Below are 17,525 nucleotides of genomic sequence, written 5' to 3'. Positions count from 1 at the left end.
GACGAGCGCTGACGCTAGGTAAGGTGGTTTGGCAACGCGTTGCGCTAAGCAGATGATTGCACAAAAAAAATGCAAGGCACGAGGCCTTGCAATTTAAACGCGTCCGATCTGTTTCCGGTTTCCGGCGGCAGCGAGTAACCGCGCCTAGATCGCATCCTCCCAAGACTTTGACCGCGTAGGAGAGCAGATTTTTTTCTACCCTCTCGGTTATCGAGGTACATTAGCCTAAGGCGAATGAAAATGTCACGAAGAATTTTGCCTTGAAACGGGCATTCTCGTGCTGCACTGCACAATAGTGTGGCAGGCGTTGCTTGGCGAACGATCATCAACACGCGCGCAGTGACCGGGAGGCCTTGCAGCGCCGTGGGTCTTCCGGACGGCGAAGGACGGTGCGACGCTTCCGATCCCCGCTACCCCATGCTTTTTGAAAATCGATTCCGCTTTTCGGGCCCAAGCGTCCGGGTTCCCATTCCGCCTTGAAATGGCTATGAAGCCGGGTCAAGCAAGCCAAAGTCGCGCCGATTCTGACGCGGCCCTCCTCACTCACGGATCAGTCATGCGTTTGTCGCGCTATTTCCTGCCTATCCTCAAAGAAAATCCGCGCGAGGCCGAGATCGTCTCGCACCGGCTGATGCTGCGCGCCGGCATGATCCGCCAGCAGGGGCAGGGCAGTTTCTCATGGCTGCCACTCGGCAAGCGGGTTCTGGACAAGGTCTGCCGCATCATTCGCGAGGAGCAGAATCGCGCCGGTGCGCTGGAAATCCTGATGCCGACCATCCAGTCGGCCGATCTGTGGCGCGAAAGCGGCCGCTATGACGACTACGGCAAGGAGATGCTGCGCATCAAGGACCGGCAGGATCGCGACATGCTCTACGGCCCGACCAATGAGGAAGTGGTCACCGAGATCGTCCGCGCCTATGTGAAGTCCTACAAGGACCTGCCGCTCAATCTCTACCACATCCAGTGGAAGTTCCGCGACGAAGTGCGGCCGCGCTTCGGCGTCATGCGTTCGCGCGAGTTCCTGATGAAGGACGCCTATTCCTTCGACCTCGACTTCGAGGGCGCCAGGGCGGCCTACAACAGGATGTTCGTATCCTATCTCCGGACTTTTACGCGCATGGGGCTGCAGGCAATACCGATGCGGGCCGACACCGGGCCGATCGGCGGCGATCTCAGCCACGAATTCATCATCCTGGCCGACACCGGCGAGAGCCAGGTCTACTGCCACCGCGACTATCTTTCGCTCGATGTGCCCGGCGCCAACACCGATTTTGCCAACGACGCCGAGATCGCCGACATCGTCAAGACATGGACGACGCCCTACGCGGCCACCGACGAGATGCATGACGAGGCGGCGTGGGAGAAGATCGGCGAGAGCGACAAGGTCTCGGCGCGCGGCATCGAGGTCGGCCACATCTTCCATTTCGGTGACAAATATTCGAAGCCCATGGGTGCCAAGGTGACCGGACCCGACGGCAAGGATCATTTCGTCTCCGGCGGTTCCTACGGCATCGGTCCGTCGCGGCTGGTCGCGGCGATCATCGAAGCCAGCCATGACGACAACGGCATCATCTGGCCGGAGGCGGTGGCGCCGTTCGACATCGGGCTGATCAACATGAAGGCGGGCGACGCCGAGTGCGACCGCGTCTGCGACGAGCTGCATGCCGCTTTCGTCGCCGCCGGCAAGGACGTGCTCTACGACGACACCGATCAGCGGCCCGGCGGCAAGTTCGCCACCGCCGATCTGATCGGCCTTCCCTGGCAAGTGATCGTCGGGCCGCGTGGTGTCGCCGCCGGCGAGATCGAGATCAAGAATCGCAAGACCGGCGAGCGCGAGACGCTGCCGATCGCGGACGCGAAAAAGCGCTTCGGTGTCGCCGCATGAGCGAGGCGGTGGCGGCAAGATCGGTCGGCGCCGGACCCTTTTCCATCTTCGAGCGCATGGTCGCCTGGCGCTATCTGCGCTCGCGGCGCAAGGAGACGGTGATCTCGGTGATCGCCTCGATCTCGTTCCTCGGCATCATGCTGGGCGTCGCCACGCTGATCGTGGTCATGGCGGTGATGAACGGTTTCAGGGCGGAGCTTTTGACGCGCATCCTCGGCGTCAACGGCCACCTGATCGTGCAGCCGCTCGATTCGCCGCTGGAGGACTATGCGCAGGTCGCCAGCCGCATCAACGGTGTAGCAGGCGTCAAATACGCCATCCCGCTGATCGATGGCCAGGTGCTTGCGCAAGGCAATGTCGGCGGCGGAACCGGAGCGCTGGTGCGCGGCATACGCGGCGAGGATCTGAGCAAGATCGCCATCGTTGCCAGCAACATCAAGCAGGGTTCGATCGCCGATTTCGACTCCGGTGAGGGCGTTGCCATCGGCAAGCGCATGGCCGAGAATCTCGGCCTGACGCTTGGCGATACCATCACCTTGATTTCGCCCGACGGCGACGTGACGCCGATCGGCACCACGCCGCGCATGAAGGGCTACAAGATCGCGGCGATCTTCGAAGTCGGCATGTCCGAGTATGACACCTCCATCGTCTACATGCCGTTCTCGGAAGCGCAGCTTTACTTCAACATGGACGGGCGGGCGCAGACGATCGAGATCTATGTCGACAATCCCGACGATGTCGATGCGCTGAAACCGAAGGTGGAGGCGGCGGCGCAGCGGCCTATCGACATGGTCGACTGGCGACAGCGCAACGAGACCTTTTTCTCCGCCCTGCAGGTCGAACGCAACGTCATGTTCATGATCCTGACGCTGATCGTGCTGGTGGCGGCGCTGAACATCATCTCCGGCCTGATCATGCTGGTGAAGGACAAGGGCCACGACATCGCCATCCTGCGCACCATGGGGGCGTCGCGCGGCGCCATCCTGCGCATCTTCCTGATGACGGGTGCGGCGATCGGCGTGACCGGCACGCTTGCCGGTGTGCTGCTCGGCGTGCTGATCTGCACCAATATCGAATCCATCCGCCAGTTCTTCTCATGGATGACCGGCAAGGTGCTGTTCAATCCGGAGCTCTATTTCCTCAGCCAGCTGCCGGCGAAGATGGATCCGCGCGAGACGACCTATGTCGTCCTGATGGCGCTCGGCCTGTCCTTCCTGGCAACGGTGTTCCCGGCATGGCGGGCCGCGCGTCTCGATCCGGTCGAAGCCTTGAGGTACGAATAGTGGCCGAGGTCATTATCGAGCTGAAGAGCGTCGAGCGGCACTATGTCCAGGGGCCGCGCAAACTCACCATCCTGAACGGTGCGGACTTCTCGCTGAAGCGCGGCGAGATGGTGGCGCTGGTGGCGCCGTCGGGCACCGGCAAGTCAACGCTGCTGCACACTGCCGGCCTGCTGGAGCGTCCCGACGCCGGCGACGTCATCCTGGCCGGTCGTGCCTGCGGGCGGCTTTCCGACGACGAGCGCACGACGATACGCCGCAACGATGTCGGCTTCGTCTACCAGTTCCATCACCTGCTGCCGGAATTCTCGGCGCTGGAAAACATCATGATGCCGCAGCTCATCAAGGGGCTCAGCCGCAAGGACGCGGCCGAGCGCGCGGCGCAGCTGCTCGATTACATGCAGATCGGCAAACGTGCGTCGCACCGGCCGTCCGAACTCTCCGGCGGCGAGCAGCAGCGTGTCGCCATCGCACGCGCCGTTGCCAATGCGCCGCTGGTGCTGCTGGCCGACGAGCCGACTGGCAATCTCGACCCGGTCACCGCGTCCTATGTGTTCGAGGCGCTGGCGGCGCTGGTCAAGCAATCGGGCCTCGCGGCGCTGATCGCCACACACAATCACGAACTGGCATCGCGCATGGATCGGCGTGTCACGCTGGCCGACGGCAAAGTGGTGCCGCTTTAGGGCACGGCGCTGTTCGAAGCCGGCGTGACCTGAGTCTCGACGCGCCCTGGTCGGCGCTGGGCAACTATCGTTCGCCATCAACCTTTTCTTAACCCTGCCGATTTGATCGCCACAAAAATTCGGACGCGGGCGGATCGTGCCCGTTGACTTTGAAACAAAATTAGAACAAAATGCGAACATATCAACAACAGGAGAGAGTTATGACCGATCTGGTTCAGGATGTCATCTCACTGGTTTGCATGAGCACCTTTCTCGTTTCCATGGCGATCTGGATCGGAGCCATGTGATTTGGCGGCTTTCGCCGCCGTGGGTCCTATGCGGTCGAAGCCCGCTCCGCCGTTAAGCTTTTCTTGCCGTCGCGACGTTAGGGTACGCCGGCAAGGCAGGGAGCAACGTCCAGGTGTCGCCCATAGTCACGGCCATTCTGGTGGCCAGCAATCTCGGGCTGATCTTTCTGTTGATGACCGTGCCGCTTGGTTTGCGCACGGTGCGGCTGACCCGTCTGGTGGCGATGGACCGTCTTCGCCTCTGGCAGGCGCTATGGCCGCTCGGCAGCGATGCTGGCTGGTCCGGTGAGATCCTTTCCGCCGAGGCGCCGGACGGCGAGGGCGTGGTCCGCATCACGCTGTCGTGGGAAGGACGCGATGGCAAGCCGATCGAACGTAGGTCGCGGTTTGAAGACGTCGTCGAAGGCAGCCGCTTCTCGATGCGTGTCATCGAGGATACGGCGCTCGACGCTTCGTTCTGGAAGGATTTTCGCGAGACCGCTGAACTCGTTTCCGAAGGCAACGGTACGCGGGTGACCCTCAGCCAGACGGATCGCTATCGCGGCGTCGCCTTCCTGGTGTTCCGCTATTTCGCCCTGCGCCGCGAACTCTCCAAGCTGCAGCGCTGGGCGCGGACCGGAAAGTATCGCAAGGGCGGCTGGTTCGAGCATCCGCTCAGCCAGGTCGGCTTTGCCGGGCTTTCGGCGCTGATCCTGTGGCCATTCTTCGGCCTTCACCTCGGCGGCCTGGCGCTGGCCGCGATCCTCACATCGGTCGTCGCCTTGCACGAACTCGGCCACATGGCGGCATTCCGCCTGATGGGCCACAACCGGGCGCGAATGATCTTCATCCCGCTGCTTGGTGGTATCGCCATTGGCGGACGGCCCTATGACAGCCGTTTCGAAGTGGCCTTCGTGGCTTTGATGGGCGCCGGCTTCTCCGCATTCCTGGTGCCGGTTGTGATCGCCGCCAGCACCTTTGCCGGCGCGGAAGGACATCGGCTGGCAGCTGGCCTGCTGGCGACGCTGGCCGGCTTCGCCGCCCTGTTCAACATCGCCAATCTGGTGCCGGTGTGGAAATTCGACGGCGGCCAGGTGCTGCGCCAGATCTGTCCGGGACCGGTCGCGCTGGCGCTGGCCTCGTTTTTCCTGCTCTCGGCTTTCCTGGCTGTCGGCTGGCAGGCCGGCTTTTCCTCCAACTTCCTGCTCGCGACGGGAGCGGTGTTTTCGATCCTCAGCCTGCTGACGATGAGCAGCGGCGTCAAGCCGCGCTACGAGCTAAAGCCGATCCGCACCGTCGACCGGCTCGCCATGGCGGCGGCGCTGCTGGCAGTGTTCGCCATCCATGGCTATGGCGTGTTGTGGGCCTCCGCCCAGCTCATCTAAGGTGTGTTGATATTCAGGTGATGCCGGCCTGACCTGACTCTCGACACCTTGAGCCGTACCGGATCAGGAAGAATCAGCCGGCCTTGCGCTCGGCTTCGGCAGGCAAGATCGTGGCGGGACCGAACACATCCTCGAAGGCGGATTTCAGCGCCAGATCAAGATCGGCCATGGTCAGGGGAAGGCCGAGGTCGACGAGGCTGGTGACGCCGTGGTCCTGCACGCCGCAGGGCACGATGCCGCTGAAATGGTCGAGATCGGGCTCGACATTGATGGCGATGCCGTGGAAGCTCACCCAGCGCCGCAGCCGAATGCCTATGGCCGCGATCTTGTCCTCCGCCGGCGAGCCGTCCGGCAGGGCAGGGCGATCCGGCCGCACGACCCAGACGCCGACCCGGTCCTCGCGGCGCTCGCCCCGCACATTGAAGGCGACGAGCGTGCCGATGATCCACTGTTCGAGCGCCGCGACGAAGGCGCGGACGTCCTCGCGCCGCCGCTTCAGGTCAAGCATGACGTAAGCGACCCGCTGGCCCGGCCCATGATAGGTGTATTCGCCGCCGCGGCCGGCCGCGAACACCGGGAAGCGGCTGGCGTCGATCAGATCCTCGCCGCGGGCGCTGGTGCCGGCCGTGTAGAGCGGCGGGTGTTCGACCAGCCAGACCATTTCGCCGGCAGCCCCGCTGCGGATCGCCTCGGCGCGCGCCTCCATGAAGACAAGCGCATCCGGATAGGCGGTGAGGCCGGGCTCGATCAGCCATTCGACCGGTGCTGAACCGGGGAGCGGCAGGAACGACGTGGCGATCTGGCTGCGTTCGGGCATGTCGTATCGTCTTTTCGCTTATGCATGTCGCGTCCCAAAACCGCCTCGCACCTTTGGGTGACATCAACTTGCCTTCCATATGGCGATATCAGGCGCAAACGTCCAGTTCCGGCGCTGCATTCGGGCCCTGTGGAGCATTATGCCAATCGCCTGACATTATTGCTTGCCGTGCACTTGTTTCGCCGGAAACGATTTGCTACACGCCGCGAGCCGGTCGGTTCCGGCTCTACCACGTGCGGTCGTGGCGGAATTGGTAGACGCGCAGCGTTGAGGTCGCTGTGGGGCAACCCGTGGAAGTTCGAGTCTTCTCGACCGCACCATTTGATTTTTTTGGCTATTGAAATCATTGCTATTCCTCAGGTTTTCCCCGCACTTCGTTTGTCTGGTGCGGGCGCTGCGCGTTCTCGATCTTTTCCGAAGCCTGCATCGCTAGCCGTTCCGATCGGCAGTCTTGGTATAAAGCGAAGCCATCGATCCGCCCGTCGGAAGAAAATGATGGACTGGTGTCAGGTGGCGCGGTCATCTCCAGCGTGACAACCTCGACTCGCTCTTCATCTGATACCTTCTTGGAGGTTTTCGGGTTGTAATTGACCGACTTGAGCTTCACTTCCTTCTGCTGGAATAGTGAGCACCAGTCGCTCGGTCGATGAGCTTTTCAGCCACGCGGCGGTCAGTTACCGCTTTGCCCCTCTTTATGGCCCCGGAAAACTCGAGTGGGCCTTCTTCCATTCGTAGATCGGCCGTAGCCGCCGCCTGAAAGCGGACCTCCCCGACAGCGAAGTTCAGTTCGAGTTTGTGCTTGAGCGGACCGTTTGTTTTCGGATCGCTCTATCTTACTTAGCAGGGGCGTCACGAACCCACGGTCGATCGATTTGGTTGCGGCGCCGCCAGATATCGGACAGAGGAGGTCTCGTGACGCATGAGAAAGCGCTCTATGGCGCGGATGATCCCGATCAGCAGCAGATTGATGACGAGGTAGAGCACGCCGGCAATGGCGAAAATCTCGAAGATCGCGAAGGTCTGGCTCATCAGCCGCTTGGCGTAGCCGGTGATCTCGAGCACCGTGATCGTCGAGGCAAGGCTGGTCCCCTTGACGACCAGGATGAGCTCATTGCCATAAGCCGGCAGCGCCTGGCGGATGGCGAGCGGAAACTCGATGCGCCGAAACCGCAGCATGCGCGACATGCCGCATGCCTGGGCCGCTTCGACGAGGCCAACCGGAACCGACATCAATCCGCCGCGCAGTATCTCGGACGTGTAGGCAGCCGTGTTCAGCGCAAGTGCCAGCACGGCGCAGCGCGCGCCGTCACTGATCAACCACCACAAAACCGCGTTGTCCTTGATCAGGGAAAGCTGGCCGAGGCCGTAGTAGAAGAGGAAAATCTGCACCAGCAGCGGCGTCCCGCGAAAAACATTGGAATAATATTTGGCGAAGCCTGACAGGAAGCGGTTCGACGAGAGCCGCATCAGCGCCAGGCCAAGGCCCAGATTGAAGCCGATCAGCACCGAAATGAACGTCAGCACCGCCGTGACCCATAGGCCCTTGAGCAGGACGGGAACCGCAAGCTGGATGAGATCGATCATGCTACTTCCTCGTCCGCAGCCTGAGCAGGCGTTCGATGCCGTCGAACCCGGTCTGGCTGACAAGCGTGATGACTAGATAAACCACCGCCGCGATCAGGTAGAAGATGAACGGGTGGCGGGTGGAATTCGCGCCGATGAAGGAAATGCGCATCAGTTCTTGAAGACCAACCACCGACACGAGGGCGGTATCCTTGATGGTGGTCTGCCAGACATTGTTGATGCCGGGAACCGCGATGCGCAGCATCTGCGGCGCGATGATGCGGCGAAAGATCCGGCCGCCCGATAGCCCGAGCGCGCGAGCGGCCTCGATATGCCCATCGGGGATCGCGCCCAGGGCTCCGCGCACGACCTCGGTCGAATAGGCGCCGGAGATCGCGCCGATGGCGATGACCGCGATGACGAACGCATAGCCGCTCTCCGCGACACCGGCATAGCCGAAAGCGGTCACGACCTTGGTCACGAATTCAACCGAACTGAAAAACAGGAGGTAGATGATGAGCAGTTCGGGCACGCCGCGCACCAGCGAGGTATAGGCATCAACGAGCAGCGAGAGCGGAAATATCCGCGCCCATTTGATCAGGCCGCAGACAACGCCGATCACCAGCCCGGCCGTCATGCTGACGAGACCCACCAGGATCGTTATCGACGCGCCACGCAGGATGGCGGTCACCCAACCCGCTTCCCAAACCTGCCAGAGACCGAATTCCATCTGAGTTGCCCTAGTCTGTCGTGCCAATGAGACGCATGCGTCCGGCCGGTCCGGGCGCATGCGCGAATTCCAAGGCGTTATTTGCAGGGCCGGGAAATGTCCGCCTTGAACCATTTCTGGCTGGCCTTGCCGACCGAACCGTCCGCGATCAACTCGCACAGCGCCTTGTCGATCTTGGCCTTGAGCTCGGTGTTGTCCTGCGCGATGCCGACGCCGATGCCTTCGCCAAGCGTCGGATCGAACGTGCTCTTGATCTCAACGCCGACCATCTGGAAGTTCTTGCCATCCGGCTTGTCCAGGAAGTCCTGCAAAGCGGATTTGTCCGCGAAAGCAGTGTCGATACGCCCGCTCGCCAGATCGATCTGCATTTGATCCAGCGTATCGTATGTCTTCAGGTCGGCATTAGGGGCACGCTTCTCGAGAAAATGCGCGTGCGTTGTGCCGGCTTGCACGCCGACCTTCTTGCCATCCAACGATTTCAGCAGTGTGTCGACATCGGTGATGGCTGCCAGATCAGAACCCTTCGCAGCGACGAACGTGTTGGCCAGTTCGGCGTAGCCGACGCTGAAATTGATCTCCTTCTTGCGATCGGCGGTGATCGACATGCCCGAGATGATGACGTCGAAGCGCTTGGCCTTCAGTGCAGGGATCAACCCATCGAACGCCTGCACGACGAAATGGCACGTCACGCCAAGTTTGGTGCACAGCAACGCGCCGACATCGGCGTCGAAGCCGGTTACGTTGCCATTGGCGTCGGACATGCTCCATGGCGGGTAGGCGCCTTCCGTGCCTATCGACAGCTCGCCTTCGGCCGCCAATGCGCTTCCCATGCTTCCCGCGAGACATGCGAGCAGCGTCAAGACTTTCAGTTTCATGCTAGTTCCCCTTTTGTTGATCTTCATTGCCGTTTGTCCGGTCCGAACCGGACGCTTCGAGGATGCGGGCTTGCCTCACAGTGTCCGGGCCAGGAATTGGCGCAGACGCTCCGAGCGCGGGCTGCCGAACAGCTCCGCGGGTGCACCCTCTTCCTCCACCTTTCCCTGGTGGAGAAACAGAACCTTGTGGGAGACCTCGCGCGCGAACTGCATCTCATGCGTCACGAGAATCATGGTGTTGCCTTCCTCCGCCAGTTGGCGGATCACCCGCAGCACCTCGCCGACCAGCTCGGGATCGAGCGCCGATGTCGGTTCGTCGAAGAGGATGACCTTGGGCCGCATCGCCAGTGTGCGGGCGATCGCCGCCCGTTGCTGCTGGCCACCAGACAACTGGCCGGGATAATGGGCGTGCTTGTCGGCGAGCCCGACCTTCTTCAACAGGGCGTGCGCATGTTCGATGGCCTTCTCGCGAGGCTCCTTCAGCACATGCCTGGGCGCTTCGACGATGTTCTCCACCACCGTCATGTGCGGCCAAAGATTGAAGTTCTGGAACACCATGCCGACGCGGGCGCGAATGCGTTCAACCTGTGCCATGTCGGCTGGCCCGAGACGGCCGTTCGACAACGGCTTCATCTTGATGAGCTCCCCGTCGATGGCGACCTTGCCGCCATCCGGTTGTTCCAGAAGATTGATGCAGCGCAGGAACGTGCTCTTGCCCGAGCCCGACGAGCCGATCATGGAAATGACCTCGCCGGCATGGGCGGTGAGATTGACGCCCTTCAACACCAGAAGCGAGCCGAAGCTCTTGTGAAGCTCGTCGATCTGCACTGCCGGCGTGGCGATCTTCGCCCCGTCTGCGGGCGCCGGATCGGCCACCACAGCCAGGACGGTTGGCAGCGTCTGTTCGCCGCCGATGGCCGCGTCCTGGGTTATCTCGACAGTGCGTAAATCCGCCAGCGCACGGTCAAAATAGCGCAGGCTGCTGGACAGGCAGGTGCGTTGCCAGTCCGGGTCATCCGGGAGGAAGGCAGCGCGCAGCGTGCCCTGGATCCGCTTGCCCAGAGGCGATTCGATCTTGCCGAAAAGGTGCAGCCAGTTGTCTGCCTGCACCGCCTCCATGACGGCGGGCCCGTCCAGCGTTCCGCATTCGACAACAAGCGGCAGCACGCGCGCGCTTGGCATTGCCTTGCGGACGGCGTCGGAGACGTAGCCTGTCGCCGTCGCCGCGATGCCGGTGCCGGTCTTGGCGCCCGGGCCGGTCAGCACTGTCACCAGCGCCGGCCCGAAGATGGATTTGCCCCAGGCAAGGCCGGCATGCTCGGAGCTCGCAACCGAAAGCAGAGCCGGGTAACCATAAGGCCCTGCACCGGTATGCAGGTCGAAGACGATGACCTGGCGTGCCGCGCCGGCAAAGGTCTTGAGGATTTCGTTCAACGTGCGGTTCGACCAGACCGGGCTACCACCGCCATAGAACATGCCGTCGGCGAACTCATACTGGCCGGCCTCGACGATTGCCGCCAGCCCGGCATGCCCAAGCCTCTTGCGCGCAGCCGCGAGCTTCTCGTCGGCCGCTACGCGGCCCGGCCCTTCCCATTCTCGATAGGCCACGGCGTCGTGTAGGCCCGCATAGCCATTGTTGACCGGAGTGTTCGAAGACCAGTCGATGAAGTTGCGGTTGAGGTCGACATTGTCCTCGTTGACGCGCCGCGACCATGCCGTGCCCCAGGGATTGATAAGGTGAATGGCAAGGATCGCGGTGTCGCCGGGCAGGCGCCGCAGGTTCTTCTGGCCGAGCCAGGCGGTCTGGCAGGTCGAGCCGAACGGGCCCTCGACACCATGCGTGCCGGAGATGAGCACGATGAGCTTGCGCGCATCGCGGTGGCCAAGCAGCGCCACATCGGTCGCCAGCGTCTCGCCATCCGGGCCGTTCAGCGGATGGACATATTCAGACAGTTCCGCGCCCGCCCGCTCAGCTGCGTCGCGAAATCCCTTGCGAAGGGTGGCGAAATCGCGGGCATAGGCTGGTGCTGGTTCGTCGTGGCGCATGGTCGATCCCACTGGACCGCTGGCCGTTGCGGTCAATCCGTTCATTCCCTGTCGTTCCACCGTAGGACTATTCATCGTTGTGATCGCTCGCGTTCTGAGGTGGCAATCGGCGCTCGTTACCGGAAAGGAGGTGATTTGAGGACCGGACGAACCAGGCGTCGGAGGCAAGCACCTTGTCGGGGTTCATGATCGACTGATCGTCCAGCGCAAGTTTCACCCGCTCCATCATGGCGAGCTTCGTCGGGTCAGCCGTCGCCAGCAGCGAATGGATGCGCTTGGACCCAACACCGTGCTCGGCGGAAAAGGAACCGCCGATCTCCCGCAGTTGTTGATACAGGACGCCCTCGACAGCCTCCGCCACGTCAGGCGCCAGCGGCCCTCGACGGTTGAGGATGATATGCAGATTCCCATCGGCCAGGTGCCCGAAGACATAGGGTGCCAGACCCGGTTCGATCGCGGCGAGCCCGGGCAGGATTCTGTCGAGATAGGCCGGAATTTCCGACAGAGGCACCGACACGTCGAAGGAAGGCGCATTGGGATGGGCGCGATAGAGCACGCCGGTGTCCTCGCGCAACCGCCACAGGTCGTCCTCTTGCCGCCGCGAACCGGCGATGATGCCGGTGGCTTCGGGGTAGCGCTCCATCACTTCCGAATAGATCCGCTCGAAATCCTCGTGCAGCGCCTCTTCGCGCGCGCCGCCAAGCGACAGCAGCAGGAACAGCGGCTGGTCAAGCGGCACGCCGGATTCGGTCCATTCATGTGCGGCGGCGGCCAGACTGAAATACGAGGTCCACATCGCCTCCGCCGCGCGCAGATGCCCGGCATCCAATTCAAGTGCCAGGCGGATTGTTTGCAGAGCCGCTTCGACAGATGGCAGCCCGAAAAGCGCGGTGGCGGTGGCTCGCGGCGAAGGGTCGAGCTTGACGACCACGCGGGTAACGATGCCAAGCGTGCCCTCGGCGCCGATGAAGAGATGCTTCAGATCGTAGCCGGCGGAATTCTTCACCACCCGGGTCAGATCGGAATAGATCGACCCGTCGGCCAGCACGGCCTCCAGGCCAAGCACGCGGTGGCGCATGACGCCGTGGCGAAAGGCCATCACGCCCCCGGCATTGGTGGACACCATACCGCCGATCGTCGCCGAGCCGCGCGCGGCAAGGTCGATGCCCGGTTCCAGCCGGTGTTCGAGCGCGGCCATCTGCAGGGCTTCGAGGGTAACGCCGGCACCGACTACGGCCACGCGTTCGAGCGGATCAAGCCGCTCGATGCGGTTCATGCGTACCAGGGAAAGAACGATCTCGCCCGGCCGCGAAACGCTGCCGCCGACCAGACCGGTCTTCCCGCCTTGCGGCACGATGGGAATCTCGTTCTGACGGCAGATACGTATTACCGCCGCGACCTCGTTGGTTGATGAAGGTGCAACGACGATGCCGGCGCCGCGATCCGTTCCGTCCGAACCATCGTCGATCGCCCCGGCTTCGTCACCGGTGCGAACATTCGAGGCGCCAACGACCTCGCGGATCGCGTCGACAACCCGGAACAGCACCACTTGCTCGATTGAGTTCGTTTGCCTGGAAGACGCGCGGCTGCTCATCGGCCCGTCAATCCGCGAAGCGCTGCAATCAGCCGATCGTTGTCAGCCGGCAAGCCTATCGTGGCGCGCAGATAGTGTTCGTAGCCGGCTTCGCGCCACGCCTTGACGATGATCCCCTGCTTCAGGAGACCGGCGGCAAGGCTGGAACTGTCGCCCTTGCAGTCGAAGAACAGAAAGTTTGTTTGCGACTCGGCAACCCCGAAGCCGAGGCCGGCAAGTGCGGCGGCCGTGCGCGCTCGCTCGGCCATGACGCGGCCCGCCGACGCCTTCATCCAGCCTTCGTCATCAAGTGCCGCGATGGCGGCGGTCTGCGCCGCCGCATTGACGTTGAAGGGCGTCTTGGCGGCCGCGATCACTCTTGCCAGCTCGAGGCCGGAACAGACAGCATAGCCAACGCGCAGACCCGCCAGGCCATAGGCCTTCGAGAATGTCCGCAGCACCACATGGTCGATGCCGCTGTCGCGCAGGATTTCGATGCCGTCGGGCGCGCCGGGATCGGCGAATTCGAAATAGGCCTCGTCCAGGACAAGAAGCGTGCCGGGCCGCACGGCGCCGATCAGCCGTTGCAGGCTGGAATGGTCGAGACCCGGCCCGACCGGGTTCCACGGCGAGGATATGAAAACGGCTCGTGGCTGGGCGCCGATCGCCGTCTCGAGCGCGGCAAGATCGAACCCCATTTCGGGGGTCATCGGAATCTTGACGACATCGGCACCGGCCGCCAACGGCTCTATCTCATGCAGGCCGAAGCTCGGCACCGTCGTGACGACCGACGCCCCTGGCACCAGGACGGCGCGCGAGATTGCGGCGATCATCTCCTCGGAACCATTGCCGGCAACGATCAGGCCGGGATCGACGGCCAGTTTTTCGCCAAGTGCTGCCCGCAGCGCGGTGCAGGCCGGATCGGCATAGCGCCATGGCTCGAAGGATGATGAGGCCAATGCGGCCATGACCGCGGGAGAACACCCGTCCGGGTTCTCGTTGCTGGCCAGCCGGGCGATGTCGTGGCGGCCACTCAGCGCCCGCGCCATCGCGATGTTCATGCCGGCATTGTATGGCGGCAAGGCGGCGATATGCGGATTGAGCGGTAGGCTCGTCGCTGGTTTGACCGACTTTTTCAAATCTCGACTTCCTTTTCCCGCGCCCACGCGCGGCATCAATCTTGTCAAATATCCAGGACGACTGATCCACGCGGCTTGGAGCAGCACAGCAACACTTCACCTGCCCCAAGCTCATCCAGCGGTTCTTCAAAATAGGTGACGTCGCCCAAGATCAGTCGCGACTTGCATGTGCCGCAGATGCCGGCCCGACAGCTGAACTCCGGCAACAGACCCTGGTTCTCGGCGAAGTCGAGCAAAGATGCCGCCGAGCCATCCCAGACAGCCGTCAGGCCCGACTTCCGGAATTCCACGGTTGTTGCCTCCCCGACCGGCTCGACCCTTGCCGGCTGCGCCGGAACTGAGGGAATTCGCATGGCATCGGGCTCAAGCACCGTCGCTGGGCCGAAGAATTCGTAGGCAATGCGATACTTCGGCACGCCAAGCTCGCGCAGCATGGCGTAGATCGCCTGCATGAACGGCGGTGGGCCACAGAGGTAGAAGTCATAATCATCGATCGGCAGCAGGCCCTGCAGCACGTCGCGCGAAATCATGCCTTCGCTGTGGAAGCGCTGCTCGGCTTTGTCGCGCTCGGACGGGAACCGGTAGCAGTAGTGCGCAGTCAGGCCGGGCCGGGTGGTGACCAGGCCGGTCACCTCGTCGCGCAACGCGTGCACGTCGCCGTTCTCGCAAGCGTGGATGAAGACGGCTCGGCGATCCGGCATCGAAGCCAGCGCATACAGCATCGACACCATCGGCGTCAGCCCGACGCCGCCGCTGAGCAGCACGACTGGACGGTTGCTGGTCCTGTCGAGCACGAAATCGCCGCGCGGCCCTTCGGCCTGAAGCACGTCGCCGACGTCGATCCGGTCATGCAGGAAGCATGAGCTTATCCCGTCAGGCAGGCCAGGCGCGGCTGCTGCTTCCCGTTTCACGCTGATCCGGTAGCGACCCTTGCTGGCCGGAGAACAGGAAACGCTGTAGTTGCGCAGCACATATCCCTTTTCGCCGGCCGCCTGCGGCACGGGTATCTTGAACACCAGGAACTGGCCCGGTTCGAAATCGCGCCAGTCCCGTGGATTGACCGGCTCCATGTGGAACGACGTGATGATGGTGCTTTCGCGCACCTTCGAGACCACTCTCAGGTCGCGAAACCCGCTTCTTGCGACGGTGTCGCGAGCGGTGAATGCGTTCATTCGGCAGCTGCCAATTGCTGGCTCTCGCTGGCGATCAGCTTGGCCAGGTTGCGGCGAAAGCGCAGCGGCCCGACATCGATCTTGAGATCGAGATTGGGCGTGCGCTTGTTGGCCATGCCTTTGTGCACGGCGTTGAGCACGGTGCGGTCCTCGTCGAAGGCACCGCGCACGGAGGTGGCGAACTGACGCGAGACCTCCAGGTCGTCAGGGGCGAAATTGCGCATCTGGAACCAGTAATATTTCGTCTGGTTCTCATCGACCGGCGTCATGAAATTGTAGCTGTCCATGAGGAACACGTCCTCGTGCAGCGGCTTGCCCTCGCCGCCGGTGCGGGCCGGCACGAAGATCGCCTTGATGATGGCGTTGGAGGGGTAACGCACCTCGTAGTGCTGCTTGCGGTCGCACTTTCCGGAGAATTTGAGGAAAGGCGCATAGAAGGGCGCCGGCGCGGCATCGACCACCCAGCGCCACACGGTCACGCCGTCTGTACCCACCGTGGTTTCGAGCGGCGCATCCTCCATTGCCTGGACACCACCGAACGACGATTGGTGTACCCACGACACATGGGAAGGATCGAGCAGGTTGTCGGTCATGTAGAGATAATTGCAATCGAGCATCATGGACTCGCCGCGATTGACGCCCCATGCCGGATCACCCCAGTGATCGACATCGAAAATCAGAGCCGAATCCGCCTTGTCCGCTTCGCCCATCCATATCCAGAGCAGTCCGTATCGTTCGGCAATCGGATAGGAACGAACGCATGCAACATGCGGTATCTTTTCAGCACCGGGCACACGCGTGCAGGTTCCCGTGCTGTCAAAAGTCAGACCGTGATAGCCGCACTCGACCGTGTCGCCCTTGATGCGGCCCATGGATAGCGGCAGCTTGCGGTGAGGGCATGCATCTTCAAGCGCCGCCACAGCACCATCCCTGCGGCGATAGAGGACGATATCTTCGCCAAGGATTCGAGTGGGCTTCAGCTGGTCCGTGACCTCGTGGTCCCATGCCGCAACGTACCAACAATTTCGAAGAAACATGGCGTCCTCCCAAGCTTGTGAACGCCTAAACGAATATCTTGCGAGCCCGGGACGACATAGGGCTTGCATCTGCGTTCTATTTTAGAAAAACTAAATCAAGATGACCCCAGGATCGTTGCCCAGGTGAACAAGACGCCTCCGCTACGTGCGATACAGGCCTTCGAGGCTTTCGGCAGGCGTGGGAGCGTGACGGCGGCGGCCAACGAGCTCGGCGTCTCCGTCGGCGCGGTCAGTCAGCAAATCCGCAAGGCCGAAGACGCCCTGGACGCGAGGCTTTTGGAACGGCGCGGCAGAAGTGTCGCCCTTACGGCGCTGGGCCGGGTTTACTTCGCAGCGGTTTCCGTCGGCTTCGAACACATTCGCGAGGCCCAGGATCTCATCGAACGGGCCCGATCCGCGGACACTTTGACCATCTCCTGCCTGCCGTCGCTCGCCAGCAAATGGATCGGCCCGCAGCTCCTGGATTGGCAGATCGACCACCCGGGCGCGACTGTGCGGCTGGTGGGGGCCGAGACAGAGCCCCGGCTGGGCGCCGAACAAGTCGACTTTCGTATTTCCTACGGCACCAAATATCGCGACTTCGAGGACTACACCGAACTGTTTACCGATTGGGTGGTGCCGGCCTGCGCGCCGACGCTGTTGGCGAAACATCCTATCAACAAGCCCGCCGATATTCTCGACCTGCCGCTTCTCAGGATCGAGTGGGCTCGTGACCACCGCTCGCCGCCGACATGGGCGGAATGGGCCGCAAGCATCGGCGCGGTGCACCGCAGAACATCCGGCGAAGTGGCCTTTTCCTTATCGAGCGCGGCGATCGATGCCGCGGCCAACGGAAGGGGCTTTGTGCTGGCGCAACTGTCGATGGCTGCCGACGATATTGCGTCGGGCAGGCTCGTCGCTCCGTTCAACAAGCGGATCAGGCTGCCGGAACCTTATTTTTTGGCTTGGGATCGGGCCATTCTGGAGAAGCCTTTTGGTCCCGAGTTGCGAGCCTGGATTGTTTCGATTTCCAAGCGACTGGGCGCAACCTTAGCAGGATAGGCAAACACTGATGTGGCGACGTAAATATAGGGG

At 62.5% G+C, this 17,525-nt stretch carries 15 protein-coding genes and 1 tRNA gene; 6 read left to right on the top strand and 10 right to left on the bottom strand.

Going from position 1 to position 17,525, the window contains the following annotated elements:
• The first annotated feature begins 556 nt into the window (after nucleotides 1–556).
• From proS to EOA16_RS25875, 4 genes are all read left to right on the top strand, one after another.
• Nucleotides 557–1,885 (top strand): proline--tRNA ligase, encoded by a 1,329-nt coding sequence (gene proS / locus EOA16_RS25890; protein ID WP_127260734.1) that lies wholly within the window; start codon nucleotides 557–559, stop codon nucleotides 1,883–1,885.
• Nucleotides 1,882–3,168, top strand: coding sequence for a lipoprotein-releasing ABC transporter permease subunit (locus EOA16_RS25885; protein WP_013531108.1), 1,287 nt, complete (start codon nucleotides 1,882–1,884; stop codon nucleotides 3,166–3,168). The genes proS and EOA16_RS25885 overlap by 4 nt, the downstream gene beginning before the upstream one ends.
• A complete protein-coding gene (locus EOA16_RS25880; RefSeq protein WP_206517368.1) occupies nucleotides 3,165–3,848 on the top strand; it encodes an ABC transporter ATP-binding protein in 684 nt (227 codons plus the stop codon). Before EOA16_RS25885 ends, EOA16_RS25880 begins: the two co-directional genes overlap by 4 nt.
• 400 nt (nucleotides 3,849–4,248) lie before the next feature.
• Nucleotides 4,249–5,499, top strand: a complete 1,251-nt coding sequence (locus EOA16_RS25875) for a site-2 protease family protein (protein ID WP_127260732.1) — start codon at nucleotides 4,249–4,251, stop codon at nucleotides 5,497–5,499.
• A gap of 73 nt (nucleotides 5,500–5,572) precedes the next feature.
• On the opposite strand, the gene lipB is transcribed toward EOA16_RS25875, so the two are convergent.
• Nucleotides 5,573–6,316 (bottom strand): lipoyl(octanoyl) transferase LipB, encoded by a 744-nt coding sequence (gene lipB / locus EOA16_RS25870; RefSeq protein WP_127260731.1) that lies wholly within the window; start codon nucleotides 6,314–6,316, stop codon nucleotides 5,573–5,575.
• Nucleotides 6,317–6,551: 235 nt separating this feature from the next.
• Between lipB and EOA16_RS25865 the strand changes: the two genes are divergently transcribed.
• Nucleotides 6,552–6,636: transfer RNA gene (locus tag EOA16_RS25865), tRNA-Leu, on the top strand.
• 29 nt (nucleotides 6,637–6,665) lie between these two features.
• Here the strand turns inward: EOA16_RS25865 and EOA16_RS25860 are convergent.
• The 9 genes from EOA16_RS25860 to EOA16_RS25820 form a co-directional block, all read right to left on the bottom strand.
• The gene (locus EOA16_RS25860) at nucleotides 6,666–6,923 is read right to left on the bottom strand and encodes a hypothetical protein (protein ID WP_127260730.1); all 258 of its coding nucleotides are present in this window, start codon (nucleotides 6,921–6,923) and stop codon (nucleotides 6,666–6,668) included.
• A 242-nt stretch (nucleotides 6,924–7,165) separates the two neighbouring features.
• Nucleotides 7,166–7,900, bottom strand: a complete 735-nt coding sequence (locus EOA16_RS25855) for an ABC transporter permease (RefSeq protein WP_127260729.1) — start codon at nucleotides 7,898–7,900, stop codon at nucleotides 7,166–7,168.
• Nucleotide 7,901: 1 nt separating this feature from the next.
• On the bottom strand, nucleotides 7,902–8,609 hold the full coding sequence (locus tag EOA16_RS25850; protein ID WP_164754394.1) for an ABC transporter permease subunit: 708 nt from the start codon (nucleotides 8,607–8,609) through the stop codon (nucleotides 7,902–7,904).
• 77 nt (nucleotides 8,610–8,686) lie between these two features.
• On the bottom strand, nucleotides 8,687–9,484 hold the full coding sequence (locus tag EOA16_RS25845; RefSeq protein WP_127260727.1) for a transporter substrate-binding domain-containing protein: 798 nt from the start codon (nucleotides 9,482–9,484) through the stop codon (nucleotides 8,687–8,689).
• A 75-nt stretch (nucleotides 9,485–9,559) separates the two neighbouring features.
• Complete coding sequence (locus EOA16_RS33580) at nucleotides 9,560–11,575, bottom strand: DUF2817 domain-containing protein (protein ID WP_127260726.1); 2,016 nt, start codon at nucleotides 11,573–11,575, stop codon at nucleotides 9,560–9,562.
• Between the two features lie 22 nt (nucleotides 11,576–11,597).
• Nucleotides 11,598–13,124: an FAD-binding oxidoreductase gene (locus EOA16_RS25835; protein ID WP_127260725.1), complete on the bottom strand. Its 1,527-nt coding sequence runs from the start codon at nucleotides 13,122–13,124 to the stop codon at nucleotides 11,598–11,600.
• On the bottom strand, nucleotides 13,121–14,242 hold the full coding sequence (locus EOA16_RS25830) for an aminotransferase class I/II-fold pyridoxal phosphate-dependent enzyme (protein WP_127260724.1): 1,122 nt from the start codon (nucleotides 14,240–14,242) through the stop codon (nucleotides 13,121–13,123). The genes EOA16_RS25835 and EOA16_RS25830 overlap by 4 nt, the downstream gene beginning before the upstream one ends.
• A gap of 44 nt (nucleotides 14,243–14,286) precedes the next feature.
• Nucleotides 14,287–15,414, bottom strand: coding sequence for a 2Fe-2S iron-sulfur cluster-binding protein (locus tag EOA16_RS25825; RefSeq protein WP_127260723.1), 1,128 nt, complete (start codon nucleotides 15,412–15,414; stop codon nucleotides 14,287–14,289).
• Nucleotides 15,411–16,451, bottom strand: a complete 1,041-nt coding sequence (locus EOA16_RS25820; protein ID WP_127260722.1) for an aromatic ring-hydroxylating dioxygenase subunit alpha — start codon at nucleotides 16,449–16,451, stop codon at nucleotides 15,411–15,413. The genes EOA16_RS25825 and EOA16_RS25820 overlap by 4 nt, the downstream gene beginning before the upstream one ends.
• A gap of 123 nt (nucleotides 16,452–16,574) precedes the next feature.
• Here EOA16_RS25820 and EOA16_RS25815 point away from each other — a divergent pair, with 123 nt between their 5' ends.
• On the top strand, nucleotides 16,575–17,492 hold the full coding sequence (locus EOA16_RS25815) for a LysR substrate-binding domain-containing protein (RefSeq protein WP_127260800.1): 918 nt from the start codon (nucleotides 16,575–16,577) through the stop codon (nucleotides 17,490–17,492).
• Nucleotides 17,493–17,525: the final 33 nt, after the last annotated feature.

The organism is Mesorhizobium sp. M7A.F.Ca.US.008.03.1.1, from assembly GCF_003997495.1.
In the GTDB taxonomy this organism is placed as follows: Bacteria; Pseudomonadota; Alphaproteobacteria; order Rhizobiales; family Rhizobiaceae; genus Mesorhizobium.
The sequence above is the reverse complement of the archived record's forward strand: the minus strand, read 5'-3'. Positions and strand labels throughout refer to the sequence as shown.

Excerpts from the sequence above, each read along its gene's own strand:
- proS (WP_127260734.1), top strand. The coding sequence starts at position 557 with ATGCGTTTGTCGCGCTATTTCCTGCCTATCCTCAAAGAAAATCCGCGC.
- EOA16_RS25885 (WP_013531108.1), top strand. The coding sequence starts at position 1,882 with ATGAGCGAGGCGGTGGCGGCAAGATCGGTCGGCGCCGGACCCTTTTCC.
- lipB (WP_127260731.1), bottom strand. The coding sequence starts at position 6,316 with ATGCCCGAACGCAGCCAGATCGCCACGTCGTTCCTGCCGCTCCCCGGT.
- EOA16_RS25855 (WP_127260729.1), bottom strand. The coding sequence starts at position 7,900 with ATGATCGATCTCATCCAGCTTGCGGTTCCCGTCCTGCTCAAGGGCCTA.
- EOA16_RS25850 (WP_164754394.1), bottom strand. The coding sequence starts at position 8,609 with ATGGAATTCGGTCTCTGGCAGGTTTGGGAAGCGGGTTGGGTGACCGCC.
- EOA16_RS25845 (WP_127260727.1), bottom strand. The coding sequence starts at position 9,484 with ATGAAACTGAAAGTCTTGACGCTGCTCGCATGTCTCGCGGGAAGCATG.
- EOA16_RS33580 (WP_127260726.1), bottom strand. The coding sequence starts at position 11,575 with ATGAACGGATTGACCGCAACGGCCAGCGGTCCAGTGGGATCGACCATG.
- EOA16_RS25835 (WP_127260725.1), bottom strand. The coding sequence starts at position 13,124 with ATGAGCAGCCGCGCGTCTTCCAGGCAAACGAACTCAATCGAGCAAGTG.
- EOA16_RS25825 (WP_127260723.1), bottom strand. The coding sequence starts at position 15,414 with ATGAACGCATTCACCGCTCGCGACACCGTCGCAAGAAGCGGGTTTCGC.
- EOA16_RS25820 (WP_127260722.1), bottom strand. The coding sequence starts at position 16,451 with ATGTTTCTTCGAAATTGTTGGTACGTTGCGGCATGGGACCACGAGGTC.